Origin of the sequence: Exiguobacterium marinum DSM 16307 (genome assembly GCF_000620845.1) — a bacterium.
In the GTDB taxonomy this organism is placed as follows: Bacteria; Bacillota; Bacilli; order Exiguobacteriales; family Exiguobacteriaceae; genus Exiguobacterium; species Exiguobacterium marinum.
On the sequence record NZ_KK211189.1, the window covers coordinates 2,387,495 to 2,412,104 of the forward strand.

Here is a 24,610-nt window from a genome sequence, read left to right on the forward strand (position 1 = left end):
GGAGGAATCAATCATGATCTTAGTTAACGCTACATTCGATATCCAAGCATCACAACGCGAGAACTTCTTGCGTGACATCCAAGTTTTGATCGACTCATCAAAACAAGAAGCAGGCTGCGTCGGATATGACCTATACGAGTCAACGTCTGTCGAGAACCGTTTCGTCATGATCGAGAATTGGGAAGACCAAGCCGCTCTCGAGCAGCACAACCAAAACCCGGTCCTCATCAACTTCGCACAAAACGTGGCGAACTACGTGTCTGCGAAACCGGTCGTACAAGTAGCAGCGGTCAACTAATTTGTCGACGCTCGCCCTTGTGCTCGGGACGCTCGTCGCAATCGAGTTCTTCTATATCTTCTATATAGAGACAATCGCGACGGCATCTTCCTCGACGTCACGTATCTTCCGCATGTCGAAAGACGAGCTGACGAGAGACTCGGTGTCGATTTTGTTCAAAAATCAAGGTGTCTATAACGGGTTGATCGGGGTCGGGCTCTTGTACGGGCTATACGTGTCCCCTAATCCGATCGAAATCGTCACCATGATTCTGACCTATATCTTACTCGTTGCCCTATATGGCAGTATCACGAGTGACAAGAAGATTATCCTGACACAAGGTGGGCTCGCCATCTTGACGTTGTTATCGATGTTTATGTTATGACAGAAAAAGCGTTCGACCTGTTGAAAAGGTCGGACGCTTTTTGCTTGTATCCTCTATACTAAATAATGAGGTGATGATAGTGAGATACACATGCCCATGTTGTGGCTATCAGACGTTAGAAGAGGAAGCACCAGGCACATACAATATTTGTCGAATCTGTTTTTGGGAGGACGACGGGGTTCAATTCGACGATCCCGATTATGAAGGCGGTGCGAATACGGTGTCGCTTCGACAGGCTCAACAAAATTACATTCAATTTGGTGCGAGTGATCGGCTCTTTTGTGATTCTGTTCGAAAACCAAACGAATGTGATAAAAAAGACCCGAACTGGAGATCCTTGTATAATAAGCAGACATAAGAGTAGGTCACCCGTATATAAGGTGACCTTAATCATTCATCTAATCTAAAATGCTCCCACATCTCTTCATCGACGACAAAGAACGCTTCATGGGAACATACCGCGAGCACACACCTATCTCCCGCGTAAAACATCAAGTCTTCCGGAAGTTCTGGATAGATCCAACTGAACAACGAGCCACCATGTTCTTTCAGGAATTGCGTTGTCCTGTAATTGATGTGAAACGAATACTGATACGCCGTATCCCCAGACAATCGTGTCGTCTCCCATTCACTTACGATGGTTCGTTCAATCAAATCCCAACGAACCTCTTCAGTCAGTACATCCATATACGCTAGACGCTCTTCTTCGATCTCCATTCGTCGCCTGTCTTCCACGAACGCAAAATGAGTACAATGCTTGAACAACACATCCATGAGCGTCTCATAGCGCTTTCCTTTTATATCTTGAGTGATCATCCGCATACTCCAAGTCTCCTATGGCGAAGAAACAAAAATGCCCGTCTCTTCTATAATATCGAACGAATCTTGATTCCATTTGACTTCAATCGTCCCGATTCGTTCAGGTTCTTTGGCACTTCGATATAATCGCCTTACCTCCATGTTGAAAGCGAATAAGCCACTGGATTGCTTCATATATCCCTCTTCATTCACATATGTATTCGGCTGATCCCCAATCAACTCGAACGAATCACAGCTCTCATCTTCACATTGTACCGAATACGTTTCCTCGAACCAGCTCACAAAGTCAGTCTCACTGGGTTTAGACGTATATATCGGTGCCGCCCAGACTCTAGCTACAATCAACACAACAAAACCGATGAACAACCATTTTTTCATACGCTCTCCCCCACTTTCACTATCCAAAGTCTACCATATCCATTTCATCAAAAAACCGCCCTGACCGAAGTCAGAGCGGAATCGTATTATAAAACGAAAATCGCTGCAGATACACCGGCGACACCGACGAGCGCCATCGCATATACCGGTACACGTGGCATTTCACCATTGTTGTCGAGTGCTTTCCCGAACATGTAGAAGACGATCGGGTGTACGAGGAACGGCATCGAGAAGATGAGCGGGATGAGAAGCGACGCTTCCGTCCCGAACATACCGCCTTGAACCGCTGCGAATAAGCCAAAGTGCGAGATCGCTGACGATTGTGCCATCGTCGTGTAATCAAACGCAATCGTGCTGAACGTCAAGATGACGAGACCACCGAAGACGGCCATCATCTGCCATCCGAACGAGAACTGCATGAGCGCTTTTACTTCTTTAAAGTCTTCCCCGTTCGCCGCACGCAAGTTTTTCAATGCAAGCGCTGTGAGCGCGAGACCAATCAAAACAATGATAGCTGTCGGCCAGATCCAGAGCGCGCCGTTGTCGGCACTGACCGCGAGGATCGAGAAGACGAAGATGTGTCCGAAGAACGGGATGTTGATCATGATTGGCGCACGTTTCGCAGCCACTTGACCGAAGTCACCGGCTGTACATGCACCTGTGAGACCACTGTGCGAAAGTGACCCCGCCATACCTGGCGCGAGGTTACGGATATGACCCGTACGAGCGAACCACATGATGAGCGCGATTCCACCGAACATCCAGAACAACTGACCGAAGAAACCGTACACGAGAATCGAGTTCATGCCTTCGATCGCGAACGCGTCACCGATTCGTGACCCACCGACCATGAAGTTGGCAGCCAAGACGACCGGGATCCCTGCGAAGAGAAGCGCGCGGATAGTCGGTCCATACGTCCAGTTTTGGAAGATGGCACCGAGCGCCGACGAGATCAACATCGCAAAGAAGATTTGCGGAAGTGCGATAATCGGCTGAACCGCTGTCGCAATCAAGAACGAGACGAACAAGATGACAAGCAAGAGGACTGTCTCGATGACACCTTTTTGCATGTATACTTTCTTGTCCTGAATCTGTGCTTTATGATCGATGAGTAAGAACGACACAGCAAGACCGAGGAGTGCGAGGATTGGGTAGTAAAGCGCAATCCCTTCTGCCGTACCTGGCTCGATTGCCATACGGAAGAACCCTTCCAAACCGACGAGCAAGAAGAACGAACGAAGGATGAAGATGAACTGCGTACGTCCTGTCCCGAGGAACATCTCTTCTTTAGAAGGAACGACGATGTCCTCCATGTCGAGCTCTTGTTTGCTTAAGATTTTACGAAGTTCTTGTCCACCGACGAAGAATGAGACGACTAACGCGATGATTGTCGTCCGTGACAAGAAGTCGACGAGCGGGAATTCAGGAAGTCCCGGCGTCGCAATGCCGAGCTCGACCATTCCGAACCCGAGACCAAGACCGAAGATGACGATGACGAGGATCGGCGAGAAACGCGTCCCAGCCACGACCATACGAGATAAAATGACCATCGGAATGATGAAGGCCATAAGCAACCAGAATTGGTTGATGAGTTGCATTTGAGATAATTGCTGTACAAGTTCCATTGACTAACCCCTAACATAATTTTTAGCACACAATATCGAAGTGTACAGGAATGAACATTGTGTGACAATAGGGTGTGATGTTTTGTAAACATTGAAAGCGGAACCAAGTGAAATTGGTCCCGCTTCCGTTAGTTATTGGATTGTCTGATGCCCCAAATGCCTTTATTTCCTGTGGAATAAAAGAGGTCCTCTTTCCCGGTAAAGCTCGCTGAATCGCTAGAATGCGCACGAATCTGTTTATTGACGTGCCCTTTCCAATCTTTATAGCGATCGAGCTCGAGTTGATAATACGATTTTTCGACATACGCATAAATGTCTTTCAAGGACGCCGTCCCACCGTGGTGTTGGAGGGCGAATTGGATTTTGCGTAGTAATAGGCGTTTCATATTACCCCACCTTTCTACTTCTGTTTCATTTCAAAGTAGTCTTCTAATTTGTTTTCAACTGCTAATTGAATAGCAGCATGCGCTTGTTTAGTCGGAATACAGTACTCTTCTCTGACAATGAGTTTCCCATTCGCATTCTCAAATGGTGATTTACCTGTTCTTGGTGATTCTGTCGTCAAGGCTTTAAACGGTAGCGAATTTAGATGACGTTCGATTTCCTTCTGTGAAAATGATTCTTGAAATATTTTAGCGATGCCATTTAAAGAATGTTCTTCACTTTGCTTCCTTACCAAATCATAGTACTCTTTTGCGATCACATCAGCTGATAATGGGTGAAACCAATCTTCATATCCTCTGTTGAGCATGATTTGGATAACATTCATTTTATATGTACCTTGACGCGCAAAACCATCAATAAAGTTACAAAAAGACTGTATAGCAATGTCTGATGAGTTGATAGTTATTTTATCGTTCAGCATGCTCATCCTTTCGCTTTCCGACTAAAGTAGTAATGTAATCGAACATCTATAATCTGTTTAACCCATTCATAAACGGTTAGATTACGGAACGATTCATTGAATTCAATATGCAGAGTTTCATCTTCTACATAAAACGGTCCTTTGGCAATTTTATCGAATGGCATTCGTAACAACAATTTTTCAATTCTTTGTTCATGGAAAGGTTGCTGAAAGTCTTTTGTCTGTCCATCAATATGCTGACGATATGGTTTATTTTTAATGTAATCATAAAAAGGAAGAGCGGCTTCAGATGCTTTAAGTGGCTTGTACCAGTTCTCTTCTCCTCGTTTTAGCATAATTGAAAGTACAATCATTTTATAGCTTTTGGTCATGCTCGTGTATTCTACCTCGACGAGAAGCGACTTCACATCATTGTATATTCTCGCTTCTTCCTCACTTAGTTCTCCGAGTTTATGCAAGAATCCGAAGAACCCACCAAGCTTTCTCCATTCAGAACGATAAGCATCTATAGAGTACTCTCCTCTTTGGATTAACTCCATGTAACTCGGGCGTCTACCCAATTCTTCTTTCACCATGAAATAATTTTGTTCAAGTAATTGCTGACGTGTTGAGGAACGTGTCACCATTTTCTTCAGTAGGTCAACAGTTTGTAAATCAAACTCAATTGTACATGACGAAGGTAGATCAATCGTAGTTGGTAAGGAACTCACTGTATCTTGTCGGCTAGTCGTCAACAAAGCCAGTTTCTTATCAATATTTTTATAGTTCCCAATTAAATCGATAATCGTACAATGCGTTTTTCCTTTTGATAGACGTAGTCCTCGTCCGATTTGTTGGGTGAATACTGTCAATGATTCAGTCGGACGACAGAACAATAGCGTATCGATTTCAGGGATATCGACACCTTCATTAAATAGATTCACTGCAAAAATGATGTCCAATTGTCCTTGCTTTAATTGGGCAATTACTTCCGTTCGATCATACTCGGCCTGACTATGAAGTGCTACAGCTTGTACTCCTTGCCTCCTGAAATAATCAGCCAAATATTCAGCTTGTATAACGGAAGAACAAAAGCCAAGTGCTCTCGATTGATGATGCTCTGACCAAGCTCTATAAATCTTCTCGGCAACACTTTCTTTTAACTGTTCTGCCAATAACTCTTCTTGATCATAACGACGTCCATTGATCAGTCGAATCTGAGAGTAGTCGATTTCATCATAGATTCCAACGTAATGAAACGGGGTTAAAAATGATTCTTCAATCGCTTCCGTAAAGTGCATCTGGAAAGCAACGTTATCATCACAAAGTGCATATACGTCTCCTCCGTCTAAACGGTCAGGCGTTGCAGTCAAACCGAGTAAGAACTTCGGTTGAAAATAATCTAGCACCCGACGGTAGGAAGGAGCAGCCGAATGATGGAACTCATCCACGATTATCAAATCGAATTGCTCCGGGTCATATTGCTCCATTCTTTGTTTCGAAGCTAACGTTTGAATCGAGGCGAACACGACGTCAGCAGTATCTTGATTTCTTGATTCACCACCGAGTAGTAACCCGGTCTTCCAGTCATTCGCCACATTGAGGAATGACTTTTCTGCTTGTAACAAAAGTTCTCTTTGATGTGCGACGAAAAGGATACGTTTGAATTGTCGTGCAAAAAATGCACTTAAATACGTTTTCCCTAATCCAGTCGCTAAGACGAGCATCGCCTTTTTCCGACCTTCCGCCATCGTTTCTCGGAGTGCCAATAACGCTGCGTCTTGGACAGACGTCGGTGTAATCGAATCATCTTCTATGTAGACGGGAGAATGTTCAGCGACCTCTAGCTCCTTCACTCGATCCTTTCGCGCTTCATACTCTTCGCGATAAGGCTGTAACGAGACTGGATTCATTATTTGCGCATATTCACTATAAAATAATTCATGGAACGCAGCGACTGACTCTTCAAACACTTCCTCTGATACATTCGAAGGAATTTCAACATTCCATTCCACACCATGATTTAACGCACTATGCGACAAATTCGAGGAACCTACAAAAAACGTACCGCTTTCTATTGTACGGAACAAATATGCCTTTGGATGGAACGACCTCCCTTTTGAGCGGTATAGCCGGAGCTCAACATTCGGTATTTGGAATAACATATCCAATGCATCAGGATCGGTGAGGTACAGATAGTCTCCTACCAAGATTCTGATTTGAGCGCCACGTTCACTCGCTTTTCTTAAAGAAGCCGATAATTCCTTCACTCCCGACACTTGAGCAAACGCGACGACCATATAAATTTCAGTCGCCGCGTCTATATGTCTTTGTAAAGGAATGCCGAGGTTGCTTGTATGGAGTCGTAAGTCACTCATGATCCAGAACCTCTTCTAAAAATAGTCCCTTTTCAAATCCGCCACGTTTTTTGCGTTTCTCTTCACGAATTCGGTTCAATTCATTAAAATCTGCCCCATGCATTTTTCCAAGTGTATAGACCAACTCCAAAATGTCAGCTAACTCTTCCAGCGACTCTTCATCAATGTTTGTTTCTTCATACTCTTTGATTTCTTCATAGAGTTTCAAGCGTGCTTGTTCGAAGTGCTCTGCTTGGCTTAGTTGCTTCACAATCGGGACTTTTCCTGATTCGTGAATGATTTCAGGGATACGATCACGGATAAGTTTATTGTATTTAGGCATTGAATTTTCTCCTTTCATTATTTCAGAGAACTAACTTCTCAAGGAGAGAAGGTAAATAAACTCCCAGAAAACCTTTCTAAAACATTTATTCCTAAATAATATAAACACTAGAAAACTTGCCTCACAGATTTTCATAGTGAATTTGATGAGTTGTAAACCTTCACTATTTATACTGATAATCTAAACAAAACATAATTTACTTATATATCGTTCACCATAGGCATTTAATTGGGCGACAGATTGTCAAATTAAGCACAAAACTTTCTCGGCCGTTCGTTGGCGTCCTTGTTGCCATATGCATACTGCAAGGTGAAATACATCGGTACGCTGAGTATCTTCCGTACGCGCTCGTGACTGCTAAACTCCTTGCCCGGTCCGTCGAGACCTAGATGTGGTCCACTACTGTCAACGAAAGAAAAAATCGGCTATTCTGCTCGAGGAACGTCGCTAAGCACGTCTTCGATTTCTTTCGAGACGGTCAAGGGCTGTCGCACAAGTCGTCTTGCGATGGATCGGATGGACACTACGAGCTCCAGATAGGTCTCTATTTTCAAGCGTTCCGTTATCAATTTCCTCCGGCTGAATGTGTGTTGTGGCGATTCTCATTATACACGAGGATGGCGTCATGGGGTTTCCCATCAAACTAAGTCCCAATAATTTGCTCGATCTTCACTTCCGCGAAAATTTTATTTTGATTTACCACATAAACATATACCGAGCCATTTAATTCTTGATAATCGTTTAATTCCAATTGTTGTGTAAGCAACTCTATAGACGGTGTCAATAAAATAAATCGTGTATTACCTTCTGCTTCTTCACTCGTGAAATCGACTAAGCCAAACGCATTCTTAACACGGATGTTTAGTCGACCGTTTTGATATTCATACTCTTTTACAGCTTCTATGAAATCTTTTGGAATAACACGTGCTGTATTTTCAATTGGTTGTAGATTCAGTTGTGTAATCGACTTAATGGATTTTAACTGGATACTTCTTTCTCTTTCAATATTTTCCAATCGCTCTTTACTACGTTCCTCTAAGTCTTCAATTTGAGTATAGGTTTGGTTAATTAGCGCACTGTTTTTATTATTTAAGTTATCACTTAAATAATTCATTAATCTTTCCTGCAGTGTTTGCATTTGTTCATCAAATGAACGTCGTAAATAAGTACTCTTTCGATTTAAATAATCATCGCGTTTCATTTGAACAGATTGAAGTATCTTTTTCGCTTGAAGAATCGATTCTTTTTTAAATGATTTATCTTCTGTACCTACTGTATTGATTAATTCAAATTGCTTTTGGAATAGAAAATAAGGATCTACTTGAATGAACTCCCCAGTTTCCCTTTTAGCTAATAACATTAACTCTTGTTCTAATTCTCGTCCTGTACCATCAACTACACTAATACGGCTAATTTCTAATGTTAATGGTTCACTAACATGTGTTTTTACTGTACAAATTGGTAAAGCCACTTGTTGTAACTCTTGACTCGCTAATTCCATTGCTAATTTTTTTAATGGATGGTCATTTTGTAATATTGATAACTCTTCTGTTTGTTTATCTGGTCTTAATGTAAACCGTAATGATTCATCAGTTCTTAAAGTATATTTTCGCTTCTTAATTAGTTCACGAATATTTTTAGGGAAACGATCAATTCGAACTGTATTACCATCATTCGAGATATTTACTTTAATTCGTGTTTCCTCAAACTGTTTTACTACAAACTCACCATAGACTCGCGGAGGCATACTGTTAATTGAAATTTCTTGGTATGCACGTCTTGCACCCGGTAAATCAAAACTGGAATCATCTAAGCGTTCTTGTTTTGCTAATTCTAATAATCGTTCATGCTCCTCAGATAATGTTCTTTCCATTTGTGCAATTAGCTCATCTAAATTTTCACGACCACTAATCGCTTCCTCCATTAGGTGAGATAAATCGATATTGTTTTCTTCTAATACTTCACCAATAAAATCATAGACTTGATCTTGTCCTAAATCGGTGCGCATTTGTTCCATCTTATCAAGTAGACGAATCAATACATCTCCTTCACGTGTATTCTTCGCAACAAGATTAAAAACGAATACTTCATTCTTTTGCCCAATACGATGTATACGTCCCATACGTTGTTCTAAACGATTTGGATTCCACGGAATATCATAGTTTATCATTTGATTACAGAATTGAAGGTTGATAGATTCTCCCCCGGCATCTGTAGCAAGCATAATTTGGACATCATTTCGGAATCGCTCCACTTGTTCACGACGTTGATCCATCGAAAAGTTTCCAACGATTTTTGTGACTTCAGGGACATGCTGCAGGAGCTTTTGTTCAAGGTAATATAAAGTATCTTTCGATTCCGTAAAGATAAGGATTTTTTCTCCTTTGGAAAGCAATCCATCCGGACCGAATAATGTGTTTTCAAGTTCTAAATATTTACGTTCAATATCTTGTTTTACGAGCATCTCTGCTTTACGAACTAAACCATCTAGAATCTCTATTTCTAACTTTAGTTCCTCTATATCAATAACATCCGTTTCCCCTTCAACTAAAGTCTCAATTTCTTCCTGTTCGTCTATTGAAAGCTCATCGTATTCAAATGGCTCAATTGATTTATTGGCCGTTAACTCAGACGCTAATAAGTCTTCTAACTTTTCTTTCCGTCGTTTTAGGGATAAATAAATAGCATCTAAAGACGAACTGAGTCGACGTTGTAAAATCATCATTGCAAAGGCTACGTTTGGTTTATTATTTTGTTTTGCTCGATTAAAATGCTCGCGTGCATAAGCAGTTACATCTTCATAAAGCTCTTGTTCACCATAACTTAAATCAAATGTAATTGTCGTTGTCGTTCTTTTCGGGAATAACGGAGTACCATCAAAATTTTTCATTGTCTCCTTTAAACGACGAATAACAAAAGGATTACTCTTTTCATATATAGAATCACCTGTATTTAAACGTGAAAAAATATCATGGTCTACCAAACTCATTAAATGCCGGAAATTTTCTTTGTCTCCTTTATGCGGTGTAGCCGTTAGTAATAAGCAATGCTCTGTATGACGAAGTAAACTCTCACCAAGCTGGTAAATTTTCGTACGATTCACTTTACGTTTCTTAACGCCATGTGTATAGGCAGCCATTTTATGAGCTTCATCGACGATTACTAAATCAAACTGCGCTTTTAAAATATACGCTTTAATTTCTTCCCGTGAAGCCCAATAAATTGATGCAATTATTTTGTCATGTGATTCAAATGGATTTACTTCACTTGAGCTATTTAATAAACTTCTATTTACAATGGTAAACTCTTCTCCAAACTTATCTTTTAGCTCTTCCTGCCATTGTTTCAATACTAGCGGAGGAACTAAAATTAAAATTCGTTCTGCTGCTTGTCTTGCAATTAACTCACGTATTAACATACCTGACATTATCGTTTTCCCTGCGCCCGGATCATCCGCTAATAAATATCGTACTTGAGGTGACTGCAACATGCGACTATACACTGCTTCAATTTGGTGTGGGAGAGGAATAATCTTTTTGTTTCCTCGCGCACGAGCCTTCGAAAATTTATCCTCTGTCTTTAAAATATAGTATTGTAAATAGTGTTGCAGTCTTTCAGAATTAAATGAACTTTCCTCATCTTGAATGTTTTCTAATTGTGCTAGTTGCGCCCTATCTAAATACTGCTCATAATATTTATTTGTTTTACGCCCAATTGATTCAACTAAAAATAAATCATCATCAATTTCTTCAAAATGCTTTATTTCAACTATTTCCGGCCAGAAAGAGCCTTTAATAATCTCTCCTACTTTTAACATTTCAGCATCTCCTTCAATCATTACGTTCAATCAACTTAATTTAAATTATATAGCAATTACCCAAATACTGTTAGAAGTAATATAAGACAAAAAAGCTAGAGAACGGAATAAACAGCTCTCTAGCCTCTCTTTAGTAAAGCGCATTATACATATGAATCGTAAACTCTGTCTCGCGATAAGGAGTGATTTTTTCATCTTCTACTGTTACCATTCGCAGTTCGCAAGTTTGACCTGTTGGATAATAGTTTTCTACAAGGTTAAATATAAGTTGCGCCGTGCGTTCATGGTTTTCCCCCACCATATCAAATGTCCATTCAATTTCATTTGAAATACGCTCATCATTCAAGTAAAATGCCGCCCGAATTGTACGTGCCTTGAATTCCAGTGAAATACTTTGTTCTTGATATATCGGCACTTGGATACGGTAACCTGTGATTACACGTTTTGGCATGGCTACACTGATTTCAACAGGAAGCGATTGTGAAGTACGACGATAATCAATTAGTGGTACTATTACTTCTTGAGGTGTTGCACCGCCGTGTACAAACTGCACCCCCCCACCACCGATAAATCGATTAACTCCTTTTGCAATTATTTTTTCGACATCTTCTAATGTTGTGAAACTGTCTGGTATATTAACAGCTCCATCGTCGATTACCAATTGGTGACCAACAGCAAAGCGACGATTCGAATCAATGATATTTCCTTTAACACTTGCTACTTTTACATCATTTTCAATTTTAGGATATTGATAAAGGAATCCGTGATCTGCTGTTATAAAAATTCGTTTTGCCTGCAATTTAGATATTCGATCAACAGCAATTGATAATTCTTTTATTGCTCGTTCTGCAGCTATATAAGTATCTCGTTCGGATTTTGACGAATCACCTGCTGCATCGATTACATCATGATATAAATAAACAAGACGCTTTCCTTTTAAATTTTCATCTGCTGTCGCTCTTGACCAATCTAATAGATCTATTAAACGATAGGCAATAGCTTCTGGGTGGGCATTTTGTAAAATCTTTATGCGATTAGCCAGTCCATTTGTCGGTTGACCATCTGCCAAAACTATCCCATTTTCAGTAATTGTTAATTGTTTATGAGGTAATAATGATGCCATACCTAATTGTGTATACGTTGGCATATTCGAAACTAACGGACTGATAGAAGCAACTCCATTCGAACGTAAATTTAACCGAGAAACTAATTCTGCGCCTATCTCATATCGTACTGCATCCGAAATTATAACAAATATTCGTGTTGATTCTTTCTCAAGAATCGGCTGTAAAACTTCTTTATAAAACTTAGCCTGTTTAGGTAATTTTCCTAATTCTGCAGCTTCAAATAGATAATTAGTCTCTTGAGCAATTTTCAATAAAAATTTATTTTCATACCAATTTGTTAATTGCTCAGCTAGTTTTTCTAGTATTCCTTTATTTTCTAATTGCAAAAACCCCGTCATAAAGCGCCGGTATGCTTGATCAATTAAGTAAAGTTCACTTGTATATTGAACGTATAATGGCTCACGAGTATCATATTGCTTCAAGAACATCTTATACTTTGATAAATCCACTGCATCTATCATTACATTTAAAAAGCTACGTATTCGTTCATTTCGTTTTGCCCAGTGCATTTTTAAACGCTTATTCAAAATTTCTGTCCAAGCATCAAAATTGGATGTTTGATGAAGAAGTTCTTCAGTTAGCCTATTTATCAATAAATAATCAACACTTGGGAAAGTTGAAATATCAGCAAATTGCTCGACAGGACGTTCATGTAACAAATCAATAATCGAAAATCTTTGTTCGATTTCCTTCATATAGGTTTCTAAAACTTCTACTTCGCTTTCTTTTGTATGTAGCCAGTCATCAATAAATAAAGCACATACATTACCGCGGGTTGTTTCATATTTCTTTTGTAGTGACTGTTCTTCAAAATGTGAATGACGTTTGAAATGCGCATACAGTACATGTTCTATTAAATATTGCAATGTCAAATCACTTGAAAGCAAACCAAAGTATTCCGAAATTAGCTCCCACATACGATTCGTGCTAAACCGTTTTGATATGGCTTTATATACTTCATTTGTTTCTTCTTGTAAGCCACGCAACAATAAATGGCGAGTAATCTCTTCCATATTTGCAATGGGTGCGCCTGTAAGAACTGCTAACATAGCATACTCAATTTCACGAGCAGTAGCATTAGAGGGGACGACTTTCTTTAATTTATTTTTACGCTCTGCACTTTTAAAAAACTCTCCAAATTCCTTAATTAAAGGTCTTAAAACTGCATCACTTACTTGCAACTGCTCTGCAAGCAAAGCATTCGTATCCGCTTTAAATTCAGTACCGTAAAGCTCCATATCCAATAAAAAGTTCTCTTCTATCGCTGGTTTTGCAAAATCAGCATATAATAAAAAAGAATCCTTTTTCTTTTTCAACTCAATTTCTAATTTAAGCGTAAAGAAATTATTGCGGGTTAATTGGCGGATATGAATCGGTTGCTCTGCCAATGCTTCTTCTAAATCAGAAACAGTATATTCTCCTTGCTCGTCATACCAAAAAATAACCGTGCGCGGCTTATTTTTTTTATATAGCTCGTCCTCTATTCGCTCTTTTAAAAGTTCAATTACATTCATTTTGTCACCTCATTATGAATATTTACTAATAATTTTGATTATACCTTAATATGAAAAAGCCTCCTTACCTAAGTAAAAAGGCCATGATTATTTATTTAATCTTCGCTAATACGCCTACACCGCCACGATAGAACTTTTCATAGTTCAATTTCACACCATCGTCTAAATCAATTTCAATCTCTTCGTTAGCTATCTCAGCTAGACGTTTATCAAATTCTCGTAGCTCATCTATTTTCTTTTCAAAAGAAGTTTTTTCTGCTGTTAGTTTTTTCTTCTCACTTGCTGATAAAATTGGATTCACTAATCTGTTTTCTAAATCTGTAATTTCATTTAGATACTTAGCTTGAATTTCTTGCAAATGCTCAAAACGAATGGTTGCCATTGTATCTGATTGGTAGTGATGCATATAAATTAGTGTACGTAATCCTCTTTGTTTACCAGAATCAATTAGCCAATAAATTGGTCGTTTTTGATACATCTTACAGTGTTCTTTGAAAAACTCGTCTAAGAAATACCTTCGTAAAGTAGTTTCAGGACTCTCATTTTTTCTTTTTTTCAAAGATGACGCTAACCACTCTAGATTTTCATTTATTGTTTCCTCAGAAAAATTATCTTTTAAAAATAATTTTAAAATCTCTATTATATCTTCATGAAAATATTGCTTTTCTGTAATAGTAAGAATTGGATACTGGGGTGATTCATTAAATCTTCCTAGTACATAACCAACAAAATAAGATAAGAATTTTTTTGTGAGTTCTTCTCTTGAGTAACAACGTTTACTTAGGACTTCCTCACCACTGGCTTCTAATATATCTTCTTCAATCCCATATACTTCACAAAAAATAGAATCTAACTTACTTTGTAATTTTTTTAACTCTGCAATTTCATTCTCACTTTCCATTACATATGTTTCATAAGATTCAGAAATTCTAGAGCTGTTTGTATACTTTAATAGTAAGTCCATTTCATAATCCCAAGATGTTTCCTGACTATTCCAGTCACGCATAGCAATGTCTACACATGACTTTACAATTTCAACAATAGCTTCCTGATGTTCTTTCATTTTCAATTTGACAGGTATACGTACAAGGTCACCCTGATTATAGTTCATCGTTGGACTGATGAATGAAAGCAGATATTTTACAACTTTTGAATTTAGAAATCCTAGTAAAATAAGTAAGTCAAGATCCTTCTTATAAATTGCCATACTAGCATCATTATTAATAAAACCTTCACTTGAATATCGAACAGATAAACCATTATTAGTTACTTTAGTCCAAGTCAATGCTTCATTAAAATAAAACTGTGGTGAACGATGCCCACCGTTTTTTGCAATAGCGTCAAAATTATTCCTATCCAATTTTATGACGTATTCTTGATTTCCATACCATTTTCGAAATGTGCCACCTTTGTTTAATGGGAAATATAAAAAATTACTTTGGTGAGCCAAAGTCACATTAGGAAAATTGAATCCAATTTTATTCTTATCAACTTCAAACCACAATCTTAAAAACATCTCATTTTTCCCTGTAAACATTCCTTTTTTAACTTCTGCAACATTTCCTAAACTTATATTTGAAGAAAACATTTCCCGAACTTCGTCACTTGCCCAATAACTAATTGGTGATTCATCTATATGGTATGCCAAATTTTGGTTAAATTTATAGTCATTATTTGAGTTGAAGAAACCTCTTCTTTTTCCTTCAGCTGAATTAATGTCAACCAATCTTTTATAGTGACCCTCCAAATTCAAATGAGGCGTTTTTCTAAAAACGGTTGAAGCAGTCTGCACAACTTCCCCATTTAATTCTTCAAATGCATCTGTTCCTAGATGAATCAAACTGTCAATATAAAAGTCTTTTAATACCTTATTTCTAAACTTATTATAAGTTGTTAAAAACATCCAAGAGTGCGGTGTAATTTCAGCTATAAATCCATTTGTTTTTACTGCTTCCATCATCTTAATCATCATTGCAGAGAATAAATCTTGATTGTTATTCGGATATTTTTTATTAATGTAATCTGCTAAATTCTTCTCCATTTTTTTAGTGCCCATATATGGAGGGTTCATCACAACAATATCATATTCACTTTTCATAATTTTCGTCTGATGAATTAATGAAGGCAAGATTTCCTTCACTTTATCGTGTTGCTCTACATAAAATAAATCTTCTACTGGATTATTTTGAATTTGGATTAAACGTTCTTGGAGAAAAGTCGTATTACCTTCTGTTATGTTTATCAGCGATCCATAAGTCTTGGCATTATGATATTGTTTAAAGAATCTTTTTAATTCATTAAACATTTCTCCAGATTCTTCTTGTGCAAGATACATAATAACATCATCAGAAATACTATTCGTTTCCTGAATGGATGCTAAATTTAATTGTATAGCATTTCTTTGAATACTTCGTAAGAAACGGCGAGAATAAGATGCCCCCTTCATTACAATCGCAAACGCTGCTAGCTGATAGGCACGATCATCGATATCTAATCCATATAAATTATTTTCTATAATTAATCGGGGAATCTCACCCACTGGATAACCAGATTTCTCATAAATTTGATAAAATACTTCGAATGCATAAACTAAAATATGACCACTTCCCATCGCGGGATCAAGTAGTTTAATATCCTCTATTTTTAAATCATTATTTAAGTATGGAGCAATTGTTTCGTGAAAATTTACTTCTTCATGTTTTATATAGTAATCCCAATTTTCAATTAAATCCTCATCTTTTCTATGAGCTTCAGCCCAGTAGCGCCCAAGTGAATTTTGCACCATATATTGAACAATCCATTTAGGTGTAAAAAGTTGAGTAGCTGCTGGTATTTCTGACTTTATATATTTACTATCTTTTTTAAAAACACGGTCTTTTTCCTCTGCAATATAATACTGATACAACCAACCAATTATCTCAATTTCCTGAAAACTCTTCGTTAACTCATCATTTCGAACAAGTACCTTAATAGCTGATTGTGCATCAAGTAAAAAGTCTGGTAGTAAAAGCTCTGTGTAATCTTGAATTTGTTCAAATAGGAATGGCAAAATACTGTTTAATGCATTACATTGTGCAATAAATAACTTGCGATATGCGCTTTCTGTATCCCCTACATGTAATAATTCACGAATTTCTTCTTGTTTCACAGGTAAATCCATTGTTTCATATTCGAATAAAATATCAGGATCTACTCGTCCTACACTACTTGATAACACATTTATCTTTTCAGGTAAGTAATCATGCACTTCCATATAACGAATAGCAATTATACGGTTAAACCATGTATAGGCAACCTCTTCAACTAACTGCTTATAACCTTTTTGTTTAAGCTGATTTTTTAATGAGTTGAATGCTGGTTTCATATAAAGGGGATATGGCTTATCATTAATCATTAATTGGCCAAATTGTTCTTTAATCTCTAAATTATTCATTTCATTAATACCATACATTAGTGCCTTTGTTTTTACTTGATCGATTAATTGACAACGTGATTGAATGGCAAAATTTTTCAATTCCGTTTTGTTCACTTTTTCCACCTCATTAATACAAAGGAAGGGAAAGACCCTTCCAATGCCTATAATTCAATTTTTAATGTATTATCTTTTAGTTCTTTTAATAACTGTGTTCGTAACTCTGCAAGTACAGCATCTAAGTCAGACTGTGTTTCGATGCTTGTATGTGAAATCATGTTTTTTAATTCGCTAGAAGAAATAATTTTTGTTCCTTTTTCACGTACAACCGTAACAGGTGTGTTTGGTGTAGGCGGTAATTGTACTAATTCTTTTTCTTTACGTTTTGCTTCTTCTTGAATGGTTTCTGTTACTGTTCGTAGTTTCGTCAAATTCATTTGAATCGTGATTAGACTATTACTTTTAATAATTTCTTGTTGCAACATTTTGAAATTATGCATTTTATCAATTATTAATTCTGTAATAATTTCATTATTTGAATAATAATCTTTTAAATCATCTATCTTTTTCTCTAATTGTGTAATTTGACTTGTGAGACCTTGTTTTTGTTCTGTTACTTCTTCTTGAATTGCTTGACCAAGTTTTTCAATTAAACTAGGCAATTGTGGAATCTCACTATATGGTGATACTTTCGTTAAAATGTTGGTAATGTTTTTCTTTAGCAGGTTTACCTTTTGTGATTGTGTATAACGTAAATCATTTTGAACTTGATTTAAATACGATACTGCTTCATCAAACCGTTCAATTGGTGCTTTTAAATAGAAACCAACTAACTGTTCAATCGCTTCTTGCCAATCGTATAAATCATCCTCGGCATCAATAAATGCCTTAACAAGTTGTTCTGATTCCCGAATTTGTGTTAATCGAAGTATATCGATTTTTAAAGAACTAATCTTTGTTCCTTCAGGATAAGTAAACTCAGCAGATAGTGTTTTCTTTCGACGTTCATCCATCTCATCTAATGGTTCGATAAAATACTTCTGTAATGCCGATTTAATCGCATTCGCGAACTCTTGATAAGAATCTCCAATATCCATTCGTCCGAATAAATCCTTATACAATCCAGTGAATTCGCGACGCACTTTTGGATCTACTTCAATCTCAGGAATCACACGTATTTTATCTCGCTCTGTTGTTCGAGCAAGTTTATCATAAAATTGAGTTGAACTTGTTGGCGTAAAGTGTTCATCTCCAATCATTAACTTTACTTTACCGGAGTGCATTAAAGCTAGGACAATGCCGATTGTATCGTAGTCACTCCAGCCATAAGGAACCTGATTATATTTATCAATAAAATCCTTTAACGATGGTTTCTGATGCATTCGAATGAGTTCATCTAAATAGCGTAACACCTCGTTATAAGCTTTTACATTACCTATTTCGCCTAGTAAATCATTTGAAATACCTTTTTCAACTAGGATTCTCCATTGTTCTTTGAATGTTTTCATTTGAATTGGTTCATCAATGTACTCCAAATACTTGTACGTGTTTTGGATTAACATATCGAAGGCGTCTGATACTTGCTTTTCAAAACTGCCTCGGAATGTACGCTCCTGCATTTGAATGAAAATTGTTGCTTCTTCACAAGCTTTTCGTAATAATTCTTCTGCCTTTACCTCGTAGTCTCCAATACTCTCCATTTTAGCGTCATAAATACGATGTTGCGCCTGTGTTGTACTTGGATTACGTTTTAAATTCACATAACGACGGATCTGTTCAGAAATACGAATAGCTTCTTCTGCCTCGGAAATTAATTCCTCATTTAAATAAATAACCATTTGCCCTTCTACTGCCTGTAAAGCAGCTTCTGTAGGGGTTAACCCACCCGTAATGACTTGCATTGTTAACGGATATTTCATATTTGTTTTTGCATAGTTATCAAAACGTTTATTGTAATCAAAAAGCATTCCCTTTTGATAGTTATATTTAGCATTTGGATACATTTTCTCAAAAAATGTATCACCCAATCTTTCTTTAATCTTGATAGCATTAACATCAACATTACGAATTTCTTTATTTATTTCTTGCTCTTCATCTGATAAAAATGTGTATGTTCCATCTGCGTGCTTTTCAATAAACATCGTTTGCTCTAGACGGTTTAACGATTCTTTAATAACAAGTTCATTTTTTTCAGACTGGATACTTTCTAATAAAAGTGTTGAAATATTATTGGGTGTTGCTTTAATGTGGCCTATTCCTTTAATCAAATACAATACTTTTAATACATCAACATCAGATTCAACAAGACCTTCTGAGTTTTTTGCACGGATTTCAGCTCTCGAAATCGTCTGTACGATAGCTGATTCTAAATGTTGACGAATCGTTGGATAAAACTCCGCCATCGTTACTAAATTACCTATCTCTTCTTGACCATTGTATATTGCTGCTTCTTGGAAAGCTTTTAATAATGAACGTTCCCCTCTTGAAGCGTAGGAACTTCCTTCACCATGTATACCAATTTTCTCTAATACTGCTTGCAATAAATCCACTTGATAAGGCACAAACGGATATGTTTCGACAAATTCACTTGTTGAACGATAGCCTGAGCGATATTGTGTTCGATCTTTATCAAAAGAAAGGCGATTACGAATTAATTGCTCATTCGGTTCAAAAATGGACTCTAATGTTTTCGAAGCCGTTTCGGTCTTTTCTAATAAACGGCGTTTTAAAACTTCGTCTGTATCTGAACTAGATAAGTTTATTCGTGTTTCACATCTTCCTTGAATTTTCGAAAAGTCTTTTGTATTAGCTGCATTCATATTAGACACGTCTTTAATCTTTTCCTGAGAAGTTACCACTATCCATGCTTGCCCCATTGCAGCAGCGCCAATTTCTTCTACCGCGTTTTGTAAATCAAGCATCAAGTTATTATCTGAACCGATATATTGACCCACTTCATCAATTAAAAAAATTAACCGATAATCAGGTCCTTTTGACTTACAATATTGTGCAACAAGCTCCCCTAACTGAACGGCTGAAATAGAAAATTCTTTTTGTGCTGATTTTACTAGGAAATCCGCTGTTTCTTGTTCATAGCCAATTTCACAAAGTGCAGCAATAATTTTTGCATATCTCAAGCGGAATTTAGTACGAAAATCCTGCCATTTTTCGTTATACAATTCTTCGATTTTCGAACAAAAATCATCGTATTTTTGGTCACTTACTAATTGTCGTTCAAAATCTGCTACCCACAGTGTATTGGAATATCCGAGATGTTCATTAAAAATACGTAAGATAATTTCGATAATACTCTCTTTCGTTCCACGTGCTGCACTTGCTCCAGCTTCAGAACCCACATTAAACAACAGGGCATCTGAAGGTTTCAATTCTATCCGAGACATTGCATCTAAAAGTACAATATCAGAAATTTTATCTTTAAAATATTCAAGTGGTGTTTTCCCACCTACTTTATTACCATCCAATAAGTAAGATAATATTTTAAGAAAATGTGATTTACCCGAACCGAAGAAACCAGAAATCCACACACCAACATTTTTGGTTGGATTAGAATATGCTTTCTCATAATTTTTATAAAACTCTTTTAAGCTATCTAAAATTTCTGCTGTGACAACGTATTCTTCTATTTCGGTTTGTATTGTTTTTTCATCAATTTGACCTGCTTGTACAACACCATTAATTGGTCTATCAATTTTCTTCTCAAAAGTCTCTTGAATAATCATTATTCACACTCCTTATGAAATCCTTGTAATTTGGTATTCATCTTCATGTCGGAATTTGTTAAATAGACGTAAGTCTATTCCTGAAAAATACCCCGGATAAAATAATACAAGCGGCGTTCTAAACGCATGATTAGATATTTTTTTTAGTAGATGACTGGAGCGAATAAATGGATGTACCGTTCCTACTCCTGTTATAAAAATCAATTCCGTATTATCCGCTTTATCAATGAATGCGTTCACCAACAAATCTTGATCTTCTAAAACAGTTTGAAGCGCTTGAGAAAGTTCTTCATAGCCTTCTTCTTCAGCAATAGTGATTAGTTCTTCTAAATCTTCTTCAAATAAACTAATAAGAAATTCAAAAAGATTGATTTCTATAATATTCAATGACGTTCTTCTTAATAATCCCTCAACATATGTACGTACTGTTAATTCTTCTACAGCTGGATAATCAAAAACAAAATGTGGAACTTCATTTCCAATCCCTTTTGGTATTGTAAATCCTTCTTCATTTATACGATCTTCCATTTGTTCTAATCGTTTATATATAGTCACTCTTAACCACCTGCCTTTAAGGTTATTAATGCTTTTAACAAATCGCCCTGTTGTTCAGCACACTGTTTAAGAGCTTGACTCACATGTAAAGGAGAGACTTTATACTCATCGTCTACTAATTCAATCATACCGCTTTCTCTGTAAAATAATAGAAGTGTACTATTGATTTTCTTTCTTGTAGCTGTATGCCAGTTTGCGATTTTTTCTGATTGTTGCTCCTTTTCTTCCATATAAAAGCTCAGATCTGAAACCCGTAAGGTTCCATTTTTATGTTGATAACGATAAACAATCGTTTCATAAAAATTTTCGTAAGCATATCGATAACATTTAAGGAAACTATATAATAGCAGTACTTTTTGATCTGAATTAGTACCATTGAAATAGTATTCAGATAATGTTGGATATAATGTCTTTGCTCTACGATAAACCATTTGAAATCTTTTACTAATTGCCGATTCACTTCTTAATAAGAAAACATTATCCTCCACTACTTTACTTCTTATTTCTTTGCGGCTAAAACCTTTGTGAAGTTGATCTAAAACATATTCAATTTCTTGTTGAAACCATCCTTCGCTCGTAAAACCAGCTGAATATTCCATTAAACACCCCTCGCTTCAAAACTATTAGGTAAATCATATCTATAAGATCATTAATTCGTTCTACAATCATTTCTCTTTCAAATTCAGCAAATGCTGAAAAATTGTAAAGAGTAGACGACCAATTAGTCATTTTCAATAGTGTCCATATTTAGACATGGACTATAATATTCCTATTTAGTGAATTTTTAATTTTTAGAACATCTTGTTTAATCCGAACAAAATGATCTAGTTTTATAACAACGAAAGTGTCTTTCTCTTGTAACATATCAATTAACTTTGTACCCACTCTGATATACCCATATTTCAAATAACCACCACTTTTTATTACAGTCGAGATATATTTATAAACATAAGTATTGATTAAGCTTGATACCCCTTATTTTATATAAATATAGTATCATGTTCAATACTGTAGAGTTTTGACCATTCTATTGATAAAATAGAATTCTTTTCACTATAATTCTTAAATATTATAAGCAAGAAAAGACTGAGAAGGTGAACTACTTAGTGTCAAGTAGAAATGACTTAAGTCGTTTCGTCGTTTCTGAAAAAGTTTGTGGCTATATAACGATTTGTATTTCTCAATGGCCATTGTGAGTTCGCTATAGGCTTGGAATTCACAAAAGTAGCATTTCTCTACTTCATGGTACCCCAAAAACTCTCGATTGCGGCGTTTACGAGTCAATGTCCGACCCTTTACATGCTGTGGGTCAGTCCTGCATGTTTGAATCATCGTCAAGTATACTAAAATCCTAGGTGGCTAAGAATCATCAGACTCTCTCCTATATGGAATGCTGGCACCACCATCTGGAAGATGAGCATGTTCTTGAAAGGATTCCTGATGCGATAGGCGACTATAGAGCCGTCCTACAGATCGATATCGCATTCAAATATCGCTTACTCCCGGAACCATGTTAAAACTCAGTAACGTCGGTACACTATTTCTCTTCCAATCGGCACGTAATGAACTCTCGATTTATAATGTTTTCGTCACGTGCTATAGTAAATATCCGCCTTACCCTTAACTATTTTTCCTCTACTTATGGTAAGTATGGTGCTCAGTATTTAATGCTAAATATATATCTTATTCCTTCAATCCACCTCAAACGCCTTCACATATGCCACATGATCCAACATCACAATCAACTCGTCATCAAATTGCACGAATCCATCACTCGCATGTCGAAACGCCTGAAAAATTGACTCTAATGCCTCATATCGTGTGTCAGCTTCCAGCATATACGTCAGTACTTCTTCATTGATCACATGAAATTCGATTTCGAATGATTTCATGTTCTCTCCTCCTCACGTACTTACATTCCCTATTCCTCTAACTGATCCAACACTTCCGTCACAATAACTCCCGTGTCCCCGACTTTCCCTAAATCTTCTACAGTCGGGTCTTCATACGCCAACACATGAAACTCCTGCTCGATCGTACGGATGACATAATGCGCGAGCGCGCCACGGTTACGGTTCACCGGATGAATCGACATCCGTTCACTTGCGAATGACATCAGGCGTGATGCGGACAGTTTTACAATCGGATGCTCGTTCCATAATCCGTCTTCTTTCATTCCGTGCTCTTCTTGTGTCCCTAAAAAGACGGCGTACTGTTCGAAGCGAATTCGGATGCGGTCGCGCTCGGCATCCCATGTAAGGAGCATCGTCGGATTCGCCGCCCCATAAAACGTCCACTCTAACGGATAATACGCCTCATTCTTCATCTGAAACGATTCCATGTCGAGTACGTAGCGCTCGGTCGACATCAAGTAGTGTAAGTCTAGATTCATGAATGATCTCCTCCTAGAAAACACAACACCTTGTTATAGGATTTCCCCTTCTTGACGTAAAATCTCTTCAATTTCTATGAATTCCCCTTCGATAATCTCAAGGTTCTCTCGTTTCACTTCTTCCACACTTTCGACAAACTCTGCTTCCGTCATGTTTACGCCTTCTTCAAGCGTATTCATGAGACGATTGCCCATCTTCGTCATGGACGAGTACGTGATTCCTCCTGAGATGACACCTCCTGCGAGCGGAATCATCTTCGAGATCCCTTTGGCGAACGTATCTTTTGTCATCTTCACCCCAATCATCGCTGACATTTTCTTGATAATCGGATAGTACACCGTTTTCATCAACGCTTTGTTCGGGATTTTTTTCAACGCCTCTTTTGACAATTGCGCGGACAATGCCTTGATGGTAGCCGTCGCGCCACCCACTCCGAACATGACACCTAAAAAGAGAATCAACTCTCCATTCACACGTTCGACATCTAGTTCCCCGTCTTCCCAAAAGTCATCGTACCCATATAAATACCCGATTTCTTGCGCCAAACGGAGTGCGAAACCGAAGAATTGCGCCGTATCGGCCGGTATCGTAGCGGCAAGACCGATGCCACCAGGTAGACCGGCCGCAAACGAGGCGCTCGAACTCTTCATCGTCTGATTGGCAATGTTTCGTTTCGCCACCTTTTTGATGACTGAAAGCGGGACATTCGCCTCAAGCGGTCCCTTCTCTACAACCTCTGCCAACTGATTCGCTGGCACGTATTTACTGAAACTTTGAGCTAAAAACTCTCTGCGGTCTACTTTCACTCCAGGTAGTTTTACTGCATTCGTCATCAAGACTTCAAACACTTCTGACCCGTTCGCCATGACCTACACCTCGTCCTTCTTATGTATCTCGTTCCAAAATCTAGTTTCAGTATATACGGTTCCCCATATGAATTGTAAAATACCTTCCTAATTACCTATATATTTTATATTTAAAGTTCACGAAATCAAAAAGGGAGCATCCAAACGGATCCTCCCAC

At 37.6% G+C, this 24,610-nt stretch carries 19 protein-coding genes; 3 read left to right on the plus strand and 16 right to left on the minus strand.

Features of this window, described 5'->3' with window-relative positions; all coding sequences use genetic code 11:
* Positions 1 to 13 precede the first annotated feature (13 nt).
* From P400_RS0112635 to P400_RS0112645, 3 genes are all read left to right on the plus strand, one after another.
* Positions 14 to 298 (plus strand): putative quinol monooxygenase, encoded by a 285-nt coding sequence (locus P400_RS0112635; RefSeq protein ID WP_026826548.1) that lies wholly within the window; start codon positions 14 to 16, stop codon positions 296 to 298.
* Between the two features lies 1 nt (position 299).
* Positions 300 to 662 (plus strand): DUF1304 domain-containing protein, encoded by a 363-nt coding sequence (locus tag P400_RS0112640; RefSeq protein WP_026826549.1) that lies wholly within the window; start codon positions 300 to 302, stop codon positions 660 to 662.
* Positions 663 to 741: 79 nt separating this feature from the next.
* Positions 742 to 1,020: a CPCC family cysteine-rich protein gene (locus P400_RS0112645; RefSeq protein ID WP_026826550.1), complete on the plus strand. Its 279-nt coding sequence runs from the start codon at positions 742 to 744 to the stop codon at positions 1,018 to 1,020.
* Between the two features lie 32 nt (positions 1,021 to 1,052).
* Here the strand turns inward: P400_RS0112645 and P400_RS0112650 are convergent, their stop codons facing one another.
* From P400_RS0112650 to P400_RS15210, 16 genes are all read right to left on the minus strand, one after another.
* The gene (locus P400_RS0112650) at positions 1,053 to 1,484 is read right to left on the minus strand and encodes a hypothetical protein (RefSeq protein WP_026826551.1); all 432 of its coding nucleotides are present in this window, start codon (positions 1,482 to 1,484) and stop codon (positions 1,053 to 1,055) included.
* A 12-nt stretch (positions 1,485 to 1,496) separates the two neighbouring features.
* Positions 1,497 to 1,859 (minus strand): hypothetical protein, encoded by a 363-nt coding sequence (locus P400_RS0112655; RefSeq protein ID WP_026826552.1) that lies wholly within the window; start codon positions 1,857 to 1,859, stop codon positions 1,497 to 1,499.
* 86 nt (positions 1,860 to 1,945) lie between these two features.
* A complete protein-coding gene (locus P400_RS0112660; protein ID WP_026826553.1) occupies positions 1,946 to 3,484 on the minus strand; it encodes a hypothetical protein in 1,539 nt (512 codons plus the stop codon).
* 128 nt (positions 3,485 to 3,612) lie between these two features.
* On the minus strand, positions 3,613 to 3,870 hold the full coding sequence (locus P400_RS0112665) for a hypothetical protein (protein ID WP_026826554.1): 258 nt from the start codon (positions 3,868 to 3,870) through the stop codon (positions 3,613 to 3,615).
* Positions 3,871 to 3,884: 14 nt separating this feature from the next.
* Positions 3,885 to 4,349 (minus strand): hypothetical protein, encoded by a 465-nt coding sequence (locus P400_RS0112670; RefSeq protein WP_034771181.1) that lies wholly within the window; start codon positions 4,347 to 4,349, stop codon positions 3,885 to 3,887.
* 2 nt (positions 4,350 to 4,351) lie between these two features.
* The gene (locus P400_RS0112675) at positions 4,352 to 6,706 is read right to left on the minus strand and encodes a DEAD/DEAH box helicase family protein (RefSeq protein ID WP_026826556.1); all 2,355 of its coding nucleotides are present in this window, start codon (positions 6,704 to 6,706) and stop codon (positions 4,352 to 4,354) included.
* On the minus strand, positions 6,699 to 7,028 hold the full coding sequence (locus tag P400_RS0112680) for a nucleoside triphosphate pyrophosphohydrolase (RefSeq protein WP_026826557.1): 330 nt from the start codon (positions 7,026 to 7,028) through the stop codon (positions 6,699 to 6,701). Before P400_RS0112680 ends, P400_RS0112675 begins: the two co-directional genes overlap by 8 nt.
* A gap of 643 nt (positions 7,029 to 7,671) precedes the next feature.
* A complete protein-coding gene (locus tag P400_RS0112685) occupies positions 7,672 to 10,845 on the minus strand; it encodes a helicase-related protein (RefSeq protein ID WP_026826558.1) in 3,174 nt (1,057 codons plus the stop codon).
* A gap of 130 nt (positions 10,846 to 10,975) precedes the next feature.
* Positions 10,976 to 13,486, minus strand: coding sequence for a BREX-1 system phosphatase PglZ type A (gene pglZ, locus P400_RS0112690; RefSeq protein ID WP_026826559.1), 2,511 nt, complete (start codon positions 13,484 to 13,486; stop codon positions 10,976 to 10,978).
* Positions 13,487 to 13,577: 91 nt separating this feature from the next.
* Positions 13,578 to 17,015, minus strand: coding sequence for a BREX-1 system adenine-specific DNA-methyltransferase PglX (pglX, locus tag P400_RS0112695; RefSeq protein WP_026826560.1), 3,438 nt, complete (start codon positions 17,013 to 17,015; stop codon positions 13,578 to 13,580).
* A gap of 47 nt (positions 17,016 to 17,062) precedes the next feature.
* Positions 17,063 to 20,638 carry a BREX system P-loop protein BrxC gene (gene brxC, locus P400_RS0112700; protein ID WP_026826561.1) on the minus strand — a complete coding sequence of 1,192 codons (3,576 nt, stop codon included), beginning with the start codon at positions 20,636 to 20,638 and terminating at the stop codon, positions 17,063 to 17,065.
* Between the two features lie 12 nt (positions 20,639 to 20,650).
* Positions 20,651 to 21,193 (minus strand): BREX protein BrxB domain-containing protein, encoded by a 543-nt coding sequence (locus tag P400_RS0112705; protein ID WP_026826562.1) that lies wholly within the window; start codon positions 21,191 to 21,193, stop codon positions 20,651 to 20,653.
* A 2-nt stretch (positions 21,194 to 21,195) separates the two neighbouring features.
* On the minus strand, positions 21,196 to 21,792 hold the full coding sequence (locus P400_RS0112710) for a BrxA family protein (RefSeq protein WP_026826563.1): 597 nt from the start codon (positions 21,790 to 21,792) through the stop codon (positions 21,196 to 21,198).
* 1,092 nt (positions 21,793 to 22,884) lie between these two features.
* The gene (locus P400_RS0112720) at positions 22,885 to 23,085 is read right to left on the minus strand and encodes a hypothetical protein (RefSeq protein ID WP_026826564.1); all 201 of its coding nucleotides are present in this window, start codon (positions 23,083 to 23,085) and stop codon (positions 22,885 to 22,887) included.
* Positions 23,086 to 23,114: 29 nt separating this feature from the next.
* Positions 23,115 to 23,585, minus strand: coding sequence for a hypothetical protein (locus P400_RS0112725; RefSeq protein ID WP_026826565.1), 471 nt, complete (start codon positions 23,583 to 23,585; stop codon positions 23,115 to 23,117).
* A gap of 33 nt (positions 23,586 to 23,618) precedes the next feature.
* On the minus strand, positions 23,619 to 24,452 hold the full coding sequence (locus P400_RS15210; protein ID WP_034771186.1) for an EcsC family protein: 834 nt from the start codon (positions 24,450 to 24,452) through the stop codon (positions 23,619 to 23,621).
* Between the last annotated feature and the right edge of the window lie 158 nt (positions 24,453 to 24,610).

What these genes read in the sequence shown, in the direction of transcription:
- P400_RS0112635 (WP_026826548.1), top strand. Translation starts at nt 14, where the DNA reads ATGATCTTAGTTAACGCTACATTCGATATCCAAGCATCACAACGCGAG.
- P400_RS0112650 (WP_026826551.1), bottom strand. Translation starts at nt 1,484, where the DNA reads ATGCGGATGATCACTCAAGATATAAAAGGAAAGCGCTATGAGACGCTC.
- P400_RS0112655 (WP_026826552.1), bottom strand. Translation starts at nt 1,859, where the DNA reads ATGAAAAAATGGTTGTTCATCGGTTTTGTTGTGTTGATTGTAGCTAGA.
- P400_RS0112660 (WP_026826553.1), bottom strand. Translation starts at nt 3,484, where the DNA reads ATGGAACTTGTACAGCAATTATCTCAAATGCAACTCATCAACCAATTC.
- P400_RS0112665 (WP_026826554.1), bottom strand. Translation starts at nt 3,870, where the DNA reads ATGAAACGCCTATTACTACGCAAAATCCAATTCGCCCTCCAACACCAC.
- P400_RS0112670 (WP_034771181.1), bottom strand. Translation starts at nt 4,349, where the DNA reads ATGCTGAACGATAAAATAACTATCAACTCATCAGACATTGCTATACAG.
- P400_RS0112675 (WP_026826556.1), bottom strand. Translation starts at nt 6,706, where the DNA reads ATGAGTGACTTACGACTCCATACAAGCAACCTCGGCATTCCTTTACAA.
- P400_RS0112680 (WP_026826557.1), bottom strand. Translation starts at nt 7,028, where the DNA reads ATGCCTAAATACAATAAACTTATCCGTGATCGTATCCCTGAAATCATT.
- P400_RS0112685 (WP_026826558.1), bottom strand. Translation starts at nt 10,845, where the DNA reads ATGTTAAAAGTAGGAGAGATTATTAAAGGCTCTTTCTGGCCGGAAATA.
- pglZ (WP_026826559.1), bottom strand. Translation starts at nt 13,486, where the DNA reads ATGAATGTAATTGAACTTTTAAAAGAGCGAATAGAGGACGAGCTATAT.
- brxC (WP_026826561.1), bottom strand. Translation starts at nt 20,638, where the DNA reads ATGATTATTCAAGAGACTTTTGAGAAGAAAATTGATAGACCAATTAAT.
- P400_RS0112710 (WP_026826563.1), bottom strand. Translation starts at nt 21,792, where the DNA reads ATGGAATATTCAGCTGGTTTTACGAGCGAAGGATGGTTTCAACAAGAA.
- P400_RS0112720 (WP_026826564.1), bottom strand. Translation starts at nt 23,085, where the DNA reads ATGAAATCATTCGAAATCGAATTTCATGTGATCAATGAAGAAGTACTG.
- P400_RS0112725 (WP_026826565.1), bottom strand. Translation starts at nt 23,585, where the DNA reads ATGAATCTAGACTTACACTACTTGATGTCGACCGAGCGCTACGTACTC.
- P400_RS15210 (WP_034771186.1), bottom strand. Translation starts at nt 24,452, where the DNA reads ATGGCGAACGGGTCAGAAGTGTTTGAAGTCTTGATGACGAATGCAGTA.